General features: G+C 67.7%; 14 protein-coding genes and 1 riboswitch. Of the genes, 8 read left to right on the plus strand and 6 right to left on the minus strand.

What is annotated here, in order from left to right:
- The first annotated feature begins 69 nt into the window (after positions 1-69).
- Entirely contained in the window at positions 70-1,290 is a 1,221-nt protein-coding gene (locus EV649_RS30790; protein WP_130387092.1) for a histidine kinase, read from the plus strand.
- The gene (locus EV649_RS30795; RefSeq protein ID WP_130387093.1) at positions 1,287-1,943 is read left to right on the plus strand and encodes a response regulator transcription factor; all 657 of its coding nucleotides are present in this window, start codon (positions 1,287-1,289) and stop codon (positions 1,941-1,943) included. The genes EV649_RS30790 and EV649_RS30795 overlap by 4 nt, the downstream gene beginning before the upstream one ends.
- Before the next feature lie 157 nt (positions 1,944-2,100).
- Here EV649_RS30795 and EV649_RS30800 read toward each other — a convergent pair whose 3' ends face one another.
- Together EV649_RS30800 and EV649_RS30805 are read right to left on the minus strand one after the other, a co-directional pair.
- A complete protein-coding gene (locus tag EV649_RS30800) occupies positions 2,101-2,958 on the minus strand; it encodes an NlpC/P60 family protein (protein WP_130387094.1) in 858 nt (285 codons plus the stop codon).
- A riboswitch (cyclic di-AMP (ydaO/yuaA leader) is annotated at positions 2,958-3,149 on the minus strand. (Overlaps the previous gene by 1 nt.)
- 271 nt (positions 3,150-3,420) lie before the next feature.
- A complete protein-coding gene (locus tag EV649_RS30805) occupies positions 3,421-4,383 on the minus strand; it encodes a threo-3-hydroxy-L-aspartate ammonia-lyase (RefSeq protein ID WP_130387095.1) in 963 nt (320 codons plus the stop codon).
- Positions 4,384-4,478: 95 nt separating this feature from the next.
- On the opposite strand from EV649_RS30805, the gene EV649_RS30810 reads away from it, so the two are divergent.
- A complete protein-coding gene (locus EV649_RS30810; RefSeq protein ID WP_130387096.1) occupies positions 4,479-4,841 on the plus strand; it encodes a YciI family protein in 363 nt (120 codons plus the stop codon).
- 82 nt (positions 4,842-4,923) lie between these two features.
- On the opposite strand, the gene EV649_RS30815 is transcribed toward EV649_RS30810, so the two are convergent.
- Both EV649_RS30815 and EV649_RS30820 read right to left on the minus strand, forming a co-directional pair.
- Positions 4,924-5,109 (minus strand): YegP family protein, encoded by a 186-nt coding sequence (locus tag EV649_RS30815; RefSeq protein WP_130387097.1) that lies wholly within the window; start codon positions 5,107-5,109, stop codon positions 4,924-4,926.
- An 80-nt stretch (positions 5,110-5,189) separates the two neighbouring features.
- Positions 5,190-5,855, minus strand: a complete 666-nt coding sequence (locus EV649_RS30820) for a TetR/AcrR family transcriptional regulator (RefSeq protein WP_130387098.1) — start codon at positions 5,853-5,855, stop codon at positions 5,190-5,192.
- Positions 5,856-5,952: 97 nt separating this feature from the next.
- On the opposite strand from EV649_RS30820, the gene EV649_RS30825 reads away from it, so the two are divergent.
- From EV649_RS30825 to EV649_RS30835, 3 genes are all read left to right on the plus strand, one after another.
- Entirely contained in the window at positions 5,953-7,377 is a 1,425-nt protein-coding gene (locus tag EV649_RS30825) for an MFS transporter (protein WP_130387099.1), read from the plus strand.
- A gap of 199 nt (positions 7,378-7,576) precedes the next feature.
- Positions 7,577-8,626: a serine hydrolase domain-containing protein gene (locus EV649_RS30830; protein WP_130387100.1), complete on the plus strand. Its 1,050-nt coding sequence runs from the start codon at positions 7,577-7,579 to the stop codon at positions 8,624-8,626.
- A 122-nt stretch (positions 8,627-8,748) separates the two neighbouring features.
- Positions 8,749-9,237, plus strand: a complete 489-nt coding sequence (locus tag EV649_RS30835) for a GNAT family N-acetyltransferase (protein ID WP_157996351.1) — start codon at positions 8,749-8,751, stop codon at positions 9,235-9,237.
- On the opposite strand, the gene EV649_RS30840 is transcribed toward EV649_RS30835, so the two are convergent.
- The gene (locus EV649_RS30840; RefSeq protein ID WP_130387102.1) at positions 9,172-10,371 is read right to left on the minus strand and encodes a hypothetical protein; all 1,200 of its coding nucleotides are present in this window, start codon (positions 10,369-10,371) and stop codon (positions 9,172-9,174) included. The two genes, EV649_RS30835 and EV649_RS30840, sit on opposite strands and share 66 nt — an antisense overlap.
- Entirely contained in the window at positions 10,368-11,417 is a 1,050-nt protein-coding gene (locus EV649_RS30845) for a hypothetical protein (protein ID WP_241998841.1), read from the minus strand. Before EV649_RS30845 ends, EV649_RS30840 begins: the two co-directional genes overlap by 4 nt.
- Positions 11,418-11,820: 403 nt before the next feature.
- On the opposite strand from EV649_RS30845, the gene EV649_RS30850 reads away from it, so the two are divergent.
- Both EV649_RS30850 and EV649_RS30855 read left to right on the plus strand, forming a co-directional pair.
- Positions 11,821-12,597: a hypothetical protein gene (locus EV649_RS30850; RefSeq protein ID WP_130387104.1), complete on the plus strand. Its 777-nt coding sequence runs from the start codon at positions 11,821-11,823 to the stop codon at positions 12,595-12,597.
- 151 nt (positions 12,598-12,748) lie between these two features.
- Positions 12,749-14,032 (plus strand): hypothetical protein, encoded by a 1,284-nt coding sequence (locus EV649_RS30855; protein ID WP_130387105.1) that lies wholly within the window; start codon positions 12,749-12,751, stop codon positions 14,030-14,032.
- Positions 14,033-14,064 lie beyond the last annotated feature (32 nt).

Consider the following 14,064-nt stretch of genomic DNA (forward strand, 5'->3'; position numbering starts at 1 on the left):
CGGGGACGGCCCTGAACCCCACCCGGATGGGGGACGTGATCGCGTCGGCCGTCGAACTACAGTGACGGAATGCGACGGTTGCGCCGGTGGTACGCCTGGTGGGTCAGGCATGCCCCGCGCCTGCGCGACTTCCTGTACGTCGCCTTCGGCCTGCTGACCATCGTCCTGCAGGCCGCGTCCGGCGCCGGCGGCTGGAACCCCAAGGACTGGTACACGCTGGGCGCCGGCATCGTCGCCTCCGTCGCACTGCTCTGGCGCCGGCGGTTCCCCGTGACCGTCACCGCGATCACCGTTGTCGCGATGCTCACCGGGTCGGTCTTCGTGCCGATGGGCCTCGCCCTGCTGACGCTCGCGATCCGCCGCCGCGACATCGCCCTCGCGATCCTCGGCCTGGCCGCGTACGCCGCCTACGTGCTGAACAGCTGGGGCACCGAGAATCAGATCTGGGTGTCGATCTTCACCGGACCGTTCCTGGTCGGCACCTGGATCGCCATCGGCGCGTACGTCGGGGCGCGTCGCGACCTGATGGCGTCGCTGCGGGATCGCGCCGAACGCGCCGAGGCCGAACGCGAACTGCGCAGCGAGCAGGCCCGTCTGGGCGAGCGCGCCCGGATCGCGCAGGAGATGCACGACGTCCTCGCCCACAAGGTCTCGCTGATCGCGCTGCACGCCGGCGGTCTCGAGGTGAACCCGTCCGTCGGTCCCGACAAGGTCGAGGGCTCGGCCCGGTTGATCCGCGAGACCGCCCGGCAGGCGATGGAGGATCTCCGCGAGGTCCTCGGCGTACTGCGGTCCGACATCAGCGTGGACGGGGCGGACCTGACGCCCGTCCCGAAGGCCTCGGACCTCGAGCGGCTCATCATGGCCTCGCGAGACGCCGGAGTCGCCGTGGGGTACGACGTCTCGCTGCCGGACGACGTGCCGGTGTCTGTCGGGCGGACCGTCTACCGCTTGGTGCAGGAGTCGCTGACCAATGTGCACAAACATGCGCGCGGTGCCGCGACCGACGTACAGGTCCATGGCGCACGCGGCGAAGGCGTGACGGTCAGGGTGACGAACGTCCGGCCGGTGGCTGCTGGTTCACTGCTGCCTGGCGCCGGTGCCGGGCTGGTCGGTCTGCGCGAGCGGGTGCAGCTGGTCGGCGGCCGGCTGTGGACCGGACCGACGTCGGAAGGCGGCTGGCGGGTGGAAGCCTGGCTGCCGTGGGCGGACGGCCGCGAACAGATATCGGACCAGGTAGAGGTGTTGCGCGGAGACGCGGTGTTGCACGGAGAAGAAGGAGAGCGATGACTCGGCTGCTGATCGTGGACGACGAGGCGCTGGTGCGGGCCGGGCTGAAGATGATCCTCGAGTCCGACGACGAGCTCGAGGTGGTCGCCGAGGCCGAGGACGGCGCAGACGCAGCGAGGATGGTGAAGGAGCACCGGCCGGACGTGGTCCTGATGGACATCCGGATGCCGCGGCTGGACGGGCTGGCCGCCACCCGGGAGGTGCAGGCGCTGCCGGATCCGCCGAAGATCGTCGTACTGACGACGTTCGACCTCGACGACTACGTGTTCCGGGCGTTGCAGGCCGGGGCTAGCGGGTTCCTGCTCAAGGACACGCCGCCGCGGGAATTGGTGCAGGCGATCAAGGTCGTGGCGGCCGGGGACGCGATGCTGTCGCCGGCGGTGACCAGGCGGCTGATCGGGCACTTCGCCGGGGATCCACGCGCCGACCGGAAGCGGGCCGCGCAGGAGCGGATCAACAAACTGACCGAGCGCGAGCGGGAAGTGCTGGTCGCGGTCGGCCGCGGCCTGCAGAACGCCGACATCGGCCGGAAGCTCTTCATGAGCGAGGCCACCGTGAAGGCGCACGTCTCGCGCGCCCTGGTGAAGCTCGGCGCGACCAACCGCGTCCAGGTCGCGATCCTGGCCTACGAAGCCGGCCTCCTCGACGACTGAACCAGTCGCACGAAGACGGCAGAAGGAAACCGGCCCGATCCGTCGGAGGGGTGGGGGCGACGGTTCGGGCCGGTTTCGGAAGTCAGCGTGCCTGGGGGGATAGGACGCTGACGACCGGCGGCGCCCAATGGGGGGAAGGACGCCGGCCGGTCAGGACTCAGACGCGGCCGAAGGCCACGCTGCTGGTCCAGATCTTCGCCTTGGCGACCGGGCGACCCGGCCTCGAGGAGTGCCACAGCATGTTGCCGCCGGCGTAGATGCCGACGTGGTACACACCGCCGCCACCGTTGCGGAAGAACACGAGGTCACCCGGCTTGGCGGCCTTGCGGCTGATGTGCTTGGTCGCGCTGTACTGCGCGCGCGACGTACGCGGCAGCTTCTTGCCGGCCTTCTTGTACACGAAGCCGGTGTAGCCGGAGCAGTCGAAGCCGCGGGTCGTCGTGCCGCCGTAGCGGTACGGCGTGCCCTTGAGCTTGGCCGCCTCGCGGAGCACCTTGGCGCGGAACGTGGTGGTGCCGCTGCTGGCGCCGTACTTGCCGTAGAGCACCTTGTGCTTGGCGGCCCAGGTCAGCCGGCCCCAGGTCTTCTTGTCCATGTAGCCGGTGGCCTTCAGACCCCAGGAGGTCTGGAACTTCTTCAGCACCCGGACGGTGCTGGTGCCGAAGTAGCCGTCCGGACCCAGGTGCAGGGCCCTCTGGACGAACTTCACGGTCGGGCCGCTGTCGCGGAACCGGAGGAGCGGCTTGCTCGGGATGCTCCAGTACCCACGCGGCGTCGTCGTCGCGGTGGCTGAGGTGGTCGCCGCGGAAGCAGCGGGGGTGGTGCTGACGGTAAGAGCGGCTCCACCGCCTACCGCCAGGCCGACCGTCAGAACGGCGGCGGCAGCCCGGGGAGTTCCCGGACGGGTGGACCTACGGTGCTTCGCCAGAGTCCGGCCGGTAGGCCGGTTCGTACTGGACTCAGCGGTCTGGCTGACGGCGCGCAGAAGCGACGTCCGTCGGGCAGTGACGGGCATGGTTGTCTCCCGACGCCTGTGAAGTTAGCTGTCGGGTTCGGGCTGGGATTCATAGCCCGGTCCGCTCCCGCGGACTTCACCCCAGGGTCTCGGCCACTCACGGTCGAGACCCAACTTCATGGGTCCCCCACCCCTGCCATGTAGTTCGAGGGGAGCACATGGGCCCTGGCAGGGCTCGGCGTTGACCCGTGTGCGGTTCGTGTTGTTTACCGAACCGCCGACGACTGTATAACAGAACGATCACGACGCAAACCCTCAGATCGACAAAGACGCTCCCAAATGGCCTTGAGGGGGCTGCTGACGGGTCAGGAAGCCGTGGTGAACACCTGGTGTCCTGAGCGCGTCTGAGCGGGGCTGAGGCGGCAAATGAGCGCTCTCATGTGACCTCGGTCACATTCCATGGTGGCTTTCTGTGACAACGGGCACAGAGGGTGGTCAGGGCACCCTAAAGTTCTTGCGTCTTCAGCTATTTCCGAGCAGCTCGTGGAAGCGCTCCAGCCCTACATTCCCGCCTGACAGCACCACTCCGACGCGCTCCGGCAGCCCGTGGATCCGTCCGGCCAGCAATGCGGCCAGGGCGCTCGCCCCGCTCGGCTCCAGCACGATCTTCAGCCGCTCGAACGCGAACGCCATCGCGTCCAGGATCTCCGCGTCGCTGACCAGCTCGAACGACTCCACCAGCCGCTGGTTCACCGCGAACGTGAGCTCGCCCGGCGTCGAGATCGCCTGCCCGTCCGCGATCGTCCGCGGTATGGCGATCTCCACCCGCTCACCCGCCGCCAGCGACCGGGCGTGGTCGTCGCCCGCGGCCGGCTCGACACCGATCATCCGGATCCCGGGCGACATCATCGTCGCCGCGGTCGCGCAGCCGGCCATCAGCCCGCCGCCGCCGACCGGGACCAGCAGCGCGCCGAGGTGCCCGACCTCCTCGATCAGTTCGAGCGCCACGGTTCCCTGCCCGGCCATCACGTCGTAGTGGTCGTACGGCGGAATCAACGTCCGCCCGCGCTCGGTCGCCAACTCCTGAGCCAGCGCGGTCCGGTCCTGCGTGTACCGGTCGTACGTCACCACCTCGGCGCCGTACCCACGGGTCGCGGCCAGCTTCGTCGGCGGAGCGTCCTCGGGCATCAGGATCACCACCGATGTCCCGGCGAGGCGTGCCGCCAGCGCGACGGCCTGTGCGTGATTGCCCGACGAGTACGCCGCCACGCCCGCTGCGAGCTGCTCCGGCGTGAGACGGCTGATCGCGTTGTACGCCCCGCGGAACTTGAAGGCGCCGATCCGCTGGAAGTTCTCCGCTTTGAGGAACACCTGCGCCCCGACGCGCTCGTCGAGCGTCCGCGACGTGAGGACCGGCGTACGGTGTGCGACTCCGGCGAGGCGATCCGCTGCGGCCCGGACATCTGTGAAACTCAGCTCGGTCATGGAATGAAGCTAGGGCATGTCAAGGTACGTCGGCCCGCTCCGTACTGATGGATAAGAGGCGCCCACCAACGGGGGCCGTATGCGAAGGAGACATCGTGAAGTACCTACTGGTCCTGAACGTCAACCCCGACGTGCTCGCCGCGCTGACCGAGGAGGAGCAGCAGGCCATCGGCGGCGGACACCAGAAGTTCATCGACACGATCAAGGCGTCGGGCGAGTTCCACAGCACGGTCGCGCTGCAGCAGCCGGCCGACTCCGCGGTGGTCAAGGTCCGCGACGGGCTCCCGGCCGTGACCGACGGGCCGTTCGTGGAGTCGAAGGAGTTCCTCGGCGGCTACTACCTGGTCGACGTGGCCTCCCGGGAGCGCGCCTGCGAGCTGGCCGCGATGATCCCGGACGCGAGCATCGAGGGCCTCGGTGTCGAGGTCCGCGGGGTCGAGTTCGCCGACGGTCTCTGAGACGACGAAGGAGGGTTTCTCCACAATATCGTGGAGAAACCCTCCTTGTTTTAAAGGGTTTTACAGGGTTTTGCAGAGGGGTTCAGTCGGTCTGGTCGTCGACCTTCGCGTCGGCCGCGTTCTTCTTGATCGACTCGATGCCGTTCTCGGCCGCGGCCTTGGTCGTGTAGCTCTCGCTGCTGGTCGCGATCACCTCGCCGTTGCCGGCCTTCAGACGAAACCGGAACTCGCCGGACTTGTCCTTGTACAGCTCGAACTTCCCCGCCATCGGTGTACCTCCATAGAGAGTGGTATCGCTCCGTTTCGGAGCGTAGTCCTCTCCGGCCGCCTCCGCCGCGCTCACACGCCCTAGGTTCGGGCCACACCGCGGATGCCGGCGACGACGAGTTCGAGGCCGAGGTCGTAGTACCGGTCCCGGGACGACGGGCAGACCAGCGCGCCCGCCGCGGACGTGATCAGCGGGTAGCGCTCGGGTGACAGGGCGCCGAGCGAGGCACGCTTTCGCCGCAGCGACGCCTCACGGGCCTCCGGGTCGTTCACCTCGCGGACGATCGGGTCGGTGGTGACCAGCGCGATCAGTGAGCAGATCGACTGCCGGCCGACCTCGGCCGCATCGTCGGTGGAGAATCCGCCCTCGATGAGCAGGCCCAGCGCCCGCTCGGCCAGCGCGAGTCCGGGCTCGGCGACCAGGATGCGGGACAGCGTCAGGTCCGCCAGCCGTGGGTGCGCGCGCAGTGCGGTGACGAACGCACCCAGCAGCGCCTGAAGCTGCACGTCCCACGGCTCCTCGGTCGGCTCCGGCAGTACGACGTCCGCGAGCAAGCGGTCGCCCAGCGCTGCCAGCAGGTCGTCCTTGTCCTTGAAGTGCCGGTACAGCGCCATCGGCGTCACGTCGTGCTGCGCGGCCAACTTCCGGAACGAGACCGCGGCCGGTCCCTCGTCGTCGGCGATGGTCAGCGCCGTGTCGACGACCTTCTCCGGATCGAGGCGGCGCGAGGTCTCTTTGGTGATCACGTTGACAAGTCTACACCGTAGACCTACCGTCTACTGCGTAAGCTTACGCCGTATACATACGGTGTAGACAAAATCTGTTTACCGAATGAGGTCGGCGATGCGACGCAATCCTTGGGCCACCCTGGCGGTGCTGGCTCTCGCGCAGTTCATCGTGGTGCTGGACGTGACGATCGTGAACGTCGCGCTGCCCCACATCCAGGCGGACCTGAACTTCTCCGCCGACTCCCTGCAGTGGGTGATCAACGCGTACACGCTGCTCTTCGGCGGCTTCCTGCTGCTCGGCGGGCGGATGGCCGACCTGCTCGGGCCGCGCCGGGTGTTCACCGGCGGCCTGCTGCTGTTCGGTGTCACCTCGCTGGTCGCGGGGCTGTCCAACTCGCCCGAGTTCCTGATCGCGGCCCGGGCCGTCCAGGGCCTCGGCGGCGCGCTGCTCTCGCCGGCCGCGCTGGCGATCCTGACCATGACCTTCGCCCACGGACGTGAACGCAACATCGCGATGGGCGTCTGGGGCGGTCTGGCCGGCCTCGGCGGGACACTCGGTGTCGTCGCGGGCGGCGTACTCGTCGACTCGCTGAGCTGGCAGTGGGTGTTCTTCGTGAACGTGCCGATCGTGCTCGCACTGGTCGCGCTGATCCCGGTGTTCGTCCCCGACGTACGGCACGCGACAGGTCGCCGTACCTTCGACACGCTCGGGGCAGTGCTCGCCACGACCGGCCTGATGGCAGTCGTGTACGGCGTCGTGCGGTCGGAGCCGTCCGGATGGGGATCGTTCGAGGTCGTCGGCGTACTGACCGCGGGTGTCGTCCTGCTGGCGGCCTTCGTCCTGGTCGAGAGGCGGTCGGCTGCTCCGCTCGTCCCGTTGCGGTTGTTCCGGTCGCGGGCGTTGAGCGTGTCAGGCGCATCGCTCGCGTTGAACGGTGCCGGGTTCCTGTCGATGTTCTTCCTGACGGCCATTTATCTACAGCAGGTTCGCGGGGACAGTGCGTTGGATGCCGGCATCCACTTCCTGCCGATGGGTGGTGCGGCGATCGTCGGCGCGGTCCTTGCGTCGCAGCTGGTGCAGCGGTTCGGGACGCGGACGGTTCAGCTCGCCGGTGCGGTGCTCAGCGTCATCGGGCTGCTTCTGCTGTCGCAGGCGGATGCCACCGGTAGCTACAGCTCGCAGTTGCTTCCCGGTCTGATCATCTTCGGATTCGGCATCATCGGCGTCGGCGTACCCGGTCAGATCAACGCGGTCTCCGAGGTCCGTCCCGCTGAGGCCGGTGCGGCGTCGGGTGTCGTCAACGCGATGTACCAGGTGGGCGGCGCGCTGGGGCTGGCGATCGTCACCACGCTCTCCATCACCCACACCACCAACGAACTCACGCACGGCGCGACCCAGCTCCAGGCGCTCCAGGCCGGGTACGAGCGCGGCCTGCTCGCGGCTACTGCGTTTGCCGTCGCCAACGTCCTGCTGACCTTCGCCACACCGCAGCTCCAGCCCACGCCGGAGCAGCTCGCGGAAGCCACCGCCGCGGCATAAGTTGCCTGCAGCAACGTCAGGGACCTCGCAGCAGCGGTACGGCGGGACGCGTGAGTATCTGCTGAACTCAGGGGCTACCACTGAACAATTGAAGGCGTTGACCAGTCGTCTGACGGGGTGAAACCCGGGGCGATCCCCGATGTTTGTGGAGTCCGCTGCCGGAAGGGTTGAGGCATCGGACACACAAGAGGAGATCGGGATGCTGGTGGCATTGGTGACGGCGGCGGTTGTCGGCTTGACGCCGGGAGTGGCTTCGCCGTTGCAGAAGGGGCTCGACGACGTGGCGGCGATCGGGGCGGTGGCTGAAGTGCGGGACGGCGGCGCGGTTTGGCGGGGGAGCAGTGGGGTTGCGGAACTCGGCAGTTCGCGAAAGGTTCCGGTGGCGGGGCGGTTCCGGATCGGGAGTATCACGAAGACGTTTGTCGCCACCGTCGTACTGCAACTCGTTGCCGAAAAGCGGATTCGGCTCGAGGACCCGGTAGAGCGCTGGTTGCCTGGTGTCGTGCCGAACGGCGCGAACATCACAGTGCGCCAATTGCTCAACCACACCAGCGGTTTGTACGACTTCAAGGACACGTTGCCGATGCCGCCGAGCGCGGAGTTCTACGCACTGCGCTATCGCACGTGGACCGCGCCCGAGCAGATCGAGCGGGCGCTCGCGAATCCGCCCGTGTTCGACAAGCCGGGCTCGCGGTACGACTACTCCAACACCAATTACCTGCTCATTGGCGAGATCATCGAGAAGGCGACCGGACGGACGTACGCCGAGGAGATCGAGCGCCGCCTGATCCGCCCGCTCGGGCTGCACGGTACGACGCTTCCCGGTACGTCGCCGTACATCAAGGGACCGCACGCGCACGGGTACATCCCGAAGGACGGTGCACAACTCGACTTCACCGAGATGAACCCGACGCTGTTCGGTGCCGGCGGCGACATGATCTCCACGACGCGCGACCTGAACCGCTTCTTCGCGGCCCTGCTCGGCGGGCATCTGCTCCCGGCCCGGCTGCTCGACGCGATGAAGACGCCAGGTACCTCGGACGGGAAGTACGGCCTCGGGCTGTCGTGGCACGACACCACCTGCAAGGTCAGGGTGTACGGCAACGACGGCGACGCCCTCGCGTACCAGGCCTACTCGTTCTCCACGGAGGACACCCGGCGGCAGGTCACGGTCGCCGTGACTCCGCACCTCCCGGACAACCCGGACAAGTCCGTCGACGCCTTCGTGGACCAGGCAATCTGCCGCTGAAACCGGTCACCGGATGTGACATTGTCCGCCCGGCTGTTTGGTGCTCGGCGGTTTGGTGATCGAGGGAAACGGCGACACTGGTATGGATGCCTTGTTGCCATCTCCCGAAGGGGTCCGGGACCTTGGAACTCGCCATACTCGGTGCCGACGACTGGCCGATCGCCCGGGACGTCCGTCTCCGGGCCCTGAAGGATTCGCCGTCGGCGTACATCGCCGACTACGAGGACGAGGTGACCGTCGGTGAGGACGGCTGGCGCGAACGTTTCACCCGCATGCAGTGGGCCGTGGCCCGCGCCGACACCCGGATCATCGGCCTGGCAAGCTCGGTCCGCGTCGCCGCCCGCCCGGCGTACGAACGCCACATCGAGTCGGTCTGGGTCGACCCGAGATACCGCCGCAACGGCGTACTGCGAGCGGTCCTCGGGCAACTGGCTGCGGTCGAACCCGACGTCACCGAGTGGCGCGTCTGGGTCCTGGACACGAACACGATCGCACGCCACGTGTACGAGCGACTGGGCTTCTACGCGACCGGAGAACGTCAGCTCCTAGCAGACGGCTCCGGCCGGCGCGAGATTCGTCTCCGATTCGGTGGGTCGGCCATAGCCACATGAACGCCAGCTCTGCAGCTGGAGCTCGGCCAGTGCGTCCCGCTCGCTCAGCCTCGAAGGGAGCCTGCTGAGCATCTGCTGCCAGCGCTGACCGTCCTCCTGCCAGCTCTCGATGAAGCTCACGCACAGGTCCGGAGAGATGTTGGCCGACCACTTGCGTGCGGTGGTCAACGACTCTTCCATGTTGTCGTACTCGGTCTGGCTGAGCCATTTACCGACCTGCTCGAGTGCGGTGAGCGTGTTCTCGATCGTTTCGAGCCGGACCTCTTTGTACTCCCGCCAGTGGCTCGGGTGCAGCGCGGTCCGCAGGTGGTCGTCGAAGCTCCGCCGCCCGCTCTCGAAGGCGGCGTACAGGCCCTCGGCCAGCAGGTCGCCGAACTCCTCGCGTCCCGCCCGCAGCGGATCCGCGAACGGGAAATACTCCAACTGACTGACCTCGCCGACCTTCGGCAGTGTCCGTTCCGCGGCGTGCCGGGCGAAGAAGAACCAGTCCTCGTTGTAGATATCGGCGAAGAAGGACAGACCCCGGTGCTGCAGGTTGACGCCGAGGGTGGCGCCGCTGACGAAGACGTCCTGTTTGAAACCGACCGTCCGGCGCGCGTGGCAGACCACCGAGTTGTCCGGGAACTCCCGGCTGACCATCGACGCAACCGGGCTCCGGTCGAGGTACCCGGCCAGGCGCGCGACATCGCGCGGGTTGAACCCGCGGATGTCGTCGTCGACGAACAGGATCTTGCTCCAACCGCGCAACCGGCCGAGGAGCAGACCGATGTTGCGTTTGACACTGAGGTCGCTGGACCGTTCGGCCGACGCCAGGTGGAACTCGTGGGCGGAGGTCAGTGGGGTCGGGCACGGAGGCCGGTAGCTCTCCGGTACCTCGATGACGAGAGCCTCGGCACCGAAGGTCCTCTCCACCCGGCGGACGACCTGCCTGAGCTGCGCCTGCCGACTGCACAGGATGACGAGCGGGACGGCCAAGGTGGCGGCCAGGCTGATGACGTGTTGCAACTCCGATGCCGGCCGCGCGGCAGGCACCACGATGGCGTCCAGCCGGGTGTTCGCGCTGCCCGCGACGGGCACCGACGCGTCGAACAGCAGGTTGGCGTGGGACTGGATCTGCTTGATCTTGCGATTCATTTGTCAGCGTCCTCGGGAGACCACTCGAAGAGGCGGTTCTCCGGGATTTCCAGGTCGGGGGTCACGGATTCGCCGTTGACCACCGGTACCCGCATCACGAGGCCGAAGACGCCGTTCGGGAACCTCTCGGCCAGATAGGCCTCGTTGCGTTCGCGGACCGCGTCGTCGGTCAGCATCCGGACCGCGCCGAGCACGCCCCTGCTGTAGACCCCGTTGCAGATGGTGATGGTGCGGCTGTGATTGAAGGGATTGGGCAGCCGGGCGAACAGGGCGACGTCCTCCACGAGCTCACGGGGGGTTTCGTCGCGCCACGCGTCCTGGGCCTGCTCAGCCTCGAGCTCCTCCTGCGACGGCGCCTCGTCCTCGGGGACGGGCTCCTTGCTTTCCTCCCAGATCGGCCGGTACTCCTGGCCGTCGCGGGAGCGGAAGATCTCGCCGTCGGCCAGATCGGGCACCGACAGCTGCCGGATCGGCAGATTGTCGAGCACCCGCAGCAGCCTGCTGGTGACCCGGTTCCAGGCGATACCGCCGATCAGGATGAGATGGCCGGACAGGTGGTCCGCGCTCACCTCCGTCGGCAGGCGGTGCCGTACGCGGAGCTCCGGGTTGGAGGCGCGTACGTGACCCCACATCTCGATCAGTGCGTCGAGGTCGGCGTACTTGTACAGCTTGGTGTGGTTCGGGTTCTTCTCGTCCGCGAGCGAGGAACGTCCCAGCTCGGGCACCTCCGGGCAGATCAACGTGATCCGGCCGGACTCGAAGTCGAAGGTGTACGAGCTGTTGGACGTCGGCGAGCCCGCCTGCTGGTGGCGGATGTCCTCCCGCAGCATGGTCAGCTCGCGATGCAGCGCGTTGAAACGCTCGCGCTCGGCTCCGCTCAGGTCCTGCTCGCGTGGCAGCCGTTCGGGTACTTCGGACATCGCGAAGAGCAGCGCGTACGAGCGCAGCCGCTCTTCCGGGGGAAGTTTCGGGTTGGTCTGCGACTCCCACGAGCTGATCGTCGCCACCGCGACGCGGAACTCGCCGGTGGTAAATCTGCGCGACACGTCCTTCTGAGTCAGTCGCTCGGATTCCCGGAGGTCCCGAAGTCGCCTGGCGAGTCGTACGGCCTCTGGAGAAGGGGCCACTCTCACTCCCGTAAATGGTCGACCAACTTGCGGGTGCGGCGGATCGGCTGATCCTACACCCCGCTCTACCCGACTTCACCGAGCCCTGCTGTACTGCGCACCGCCGGGGGTCACCCGGCCGTCCTGCTGTCCTAGGAATGGGGCTCTCTTATACGGCTCCGATCGCCATTGCTCCTGACAAACTGGCGATTGACCGCAGTTACACCGTGGATCTACCGTAATACTGAAGTCGACCTGAAGCCAACTGAAACCACGCGACGCGCGGAGATAGGAGCTCTCGAGGACCGGACGGGGTGTTCGTACCAACCTGAGCAGGTGCCCGATGCGCAGATCATCAGCCACACCGACGATCGCGGCAGGCGATCTCGAGGCGATCGGCGCATTGGAGTCAGGGAACTGGCGAACGGCCCTGCGGGTGCTCGGTGCGGGCCGCGTCGCGGACGCGTATCTGGGGACGAATCTGCGGACCGTGGCGCGGGCGATGGCGTTCCGCGCGGCCGGTGAGCACGGGCGAGCCTGGGAGACGCTAGGCGTCGCGGCAGCCGGTATCGCTCGCCACCAGCCAGGCGTACCGGTCGTGACCACCACCGACGTCGTACGGCTGGCGCTTCCACCCGAGCACGCGGGCCCTGCGTACCGGACTATCCGGCTGATCTGGCGGGAGCAGAGCGAGCTCAGCAACCTCCGTAGCCTCGCCGCGGACCGGCCGAGTGGGATGCGTCAGGACCGCCACATTCTGGTGCTGGCCTTCGTCGAGTACCTGACCTGGCTGGAGCTCGATCTCGACACCAGCCTGACCGAGCTGGCGACCGACGAGGGCCGGCCGCTCGTCGGTCAGCAGCTCAGTGAGCTACGCGATCGGCGCCGGGAAGGGTTCCTGCGCAGCGCGACGGACCTGCGACAGCTGCCGCTGCCACGGGCGGGCACGATGACGAAGACAGTCTGGGGCCGCGCCGGCGGGTACCACGGTCTGCGCCGGTTGGCCCTGCTGGAACTGGCGGAGCGGCCGGAGCCGCCGTGGACCGATTCGCCCGCGCCGGCGAGCTGCCCGGCGCGTACCGGTGCGCGGATGGCCTGGATGCTGGCACAGGCCGCCTGATCGGCGCTCGCTTTACACGGCCTTTACCAGGCGGAACTTGGGTCATAACCTTTGGAGATCGTCTCCATCCGATGGTGCGCTGTTCGAGATCGTTGACTTCGACAACGATGGCGAGCGCCGACCGTCCGCGTGTGAAGGAGGGTTCGACCTGATGTTGACCCTCCGGACTGCCCCAGGGCTCCCCGACGTACGGCTCTCCAGATCCACGCCGGCCGACCTGGTGCGGGCGACGGAACTGGCGCCGGGGGTCGCTGTCGAGATCGATCTCGCCGACCCGTCGCGCTGGCATGCGATCGACGTACGGCGCTGGGCCGCAGCGGATCGGGATCTGCTCGAGGCGCTGCTCGGGCCGGCCGCGGTACGGGAGGTGACCGGGCTGCTCGCGTCGGGTGATGCGAAGGTCGACGTACCGCTCGAGGTTGCGCCGGCCACGGTCTGGCGACGGCTTGCGGTCATCGATGCGTTGGACTGGTGGTTGCAGCTGCCTTTGAATCAAGGGCTGCTGGACGCCGAGCGTGCGATCGTCCGCGCTCGTGCTGCGACGACGCTTCGGTCGGGCGCGCTCCGGCGTACCTTTGTCGATCGTGCCGTTGTCCTCGCTCGCCGGTCGGCCGACGAGGTCAGCACGTACCTGAACGGGCTCGCCGGGGCATCGTTGCCTAGGGCACTCTTTTCAGGGCTGTCCCGATTGGCTAGCGGGTATGCCTCGTTGGCTCGTGAGGTTGACGGGCCGGACGCGGTGCTGGCCGCGGTACAGACCGCGTGGGAACGGGTCGCTCTGGCGCCTCTGAAGTCGGCGGCGCCCGTGGTTGGGGCACTCTCGGAGTTAGCAACCAGTGGGGTTGACCCGCGACAACTACGTGCCCGCATCGTCGGTAGCGACGTAAAACTGCTCCCACAAGGTACGGCGGTGCGCGTGGTTGTGCCTGCTTTCGCGCCGCAGCCGTCTCCTGTCGTCGCTGATCGGCTGATGGTGCGCCTCGTCGACTGTCGTTCCGGTGAGGCTCAGGTTCCGGCACTGCTGTCGCTACACACGAGCGCTGCTGGAACGCCCGTGTTCACCGAGGTTGTGCCGCTTCGTGGGGCGTCGGTCGAGGACCTGCGCGCGGATGTTTTCGACGCTGACAGTGCGGAGCCGGCCGCGTCCGACACCGACCTGCTACGTCAGCGGCGCGCACAGCTCGTTCTGAGCGAGTGGCGACGTGCGGCGGCGGAGTCGCGGTTGTCGCGCAGTCTGCGAGCCCGCAACCGCCGGCTCGTTCGCCTTCTCGATGCACTCGCTCCCACCACCGGACCGCTCTTCCACGGCGGTCCTGCTCGCTCAGACATCTCTGACCTCGTCAACGGCAGCAGCAATCACCCCTGGTTCAGCAGCACGGCTGCGACCGGAGGGCCCTTGGTGGCCGAGTTGGCCGCCGCGTACGACGACCACTGACCAGGTGGTGCCGTCGCGGCATCGATGTTCGC

The sequence above is a fragment of the Kribbella sp. VKM Ac-2569 genome, assembly GCF_004216905.1.
Lineage (GTDB): Bacteria > Actinomycetota > Actinomycetes > Propionibacteriales > Kribbellaceae > Kribbella.

Coding starts and splice junctions, on each gene's coding strand:
- EV649_RS30790 (WP_130387092.1), top strand. CDS start 70: ATGCGACGGTTGCGCCGGTGGTACGCCTGGTGGGTCAGGCATGCCCCG.
- EV649_RS30795 (WP_130387093.1), top strand. CDS start 1,287: ATGACTCGGCTGCTGATCGTGGACGACGAGGCGCTGGTGCGGGCCGGG.
- EV649_RS30800 (WP_130387094.1), bottom strand. CDS start 2,958: ATGCCCGTCACTGCCCGACGGACGTCGCTTCTGCGCGCCGTCAGCCAG.
- EV649_RS30805 (WP_130387095.1), bottom strand. CDS start 4,383: ATGACCGAGCTGAGTTTCACAGATGTCCGGGCCGCAGCGGATCGCCTC.
- EV649_RS30815 (WP_130387097.1), bottom strand. CDS start 5,109: ATGGCGGGGAAGTTCGAGCTGTACAAGGACAAGTCCGGCGAGTTCCGG.
- EV649_RS30825 (WP_130387099.1), top strand. CDS start 5,953: ATGCGACGCAATCCTTGGGCCACCCTGGCGGTGCTGGCTCTCGCGCAG.
- EV649_RS30830 (WP_130387100.1), top strand. CDS start 7,577: ATGCTGGTGGCATTGGTGACGGCGGCGGTTGTCGGCTTGACGCCGGGA.
- EV649_RS30840 (WP_130387102.1), bottom strand. CDS start 10,371: ATGAATCGCAAGATCAAGCAGATCCAGTCCCACGCCAACCTGCTGTTC.
- EV649_RS30850 (WP_130387104.1), top strand. CDS start 11,821: ATGCGCAGATCATCAGCCACACCGACGATCGCGGCAGGCGATCTCGAG.
- EV649_RS30855 (WP_130387105.1), top strand. CDS start 12,749: ATGTTGACCCTCCGGACTGCCCCAGGGCTCCCCGACGTACGGCTCTCC.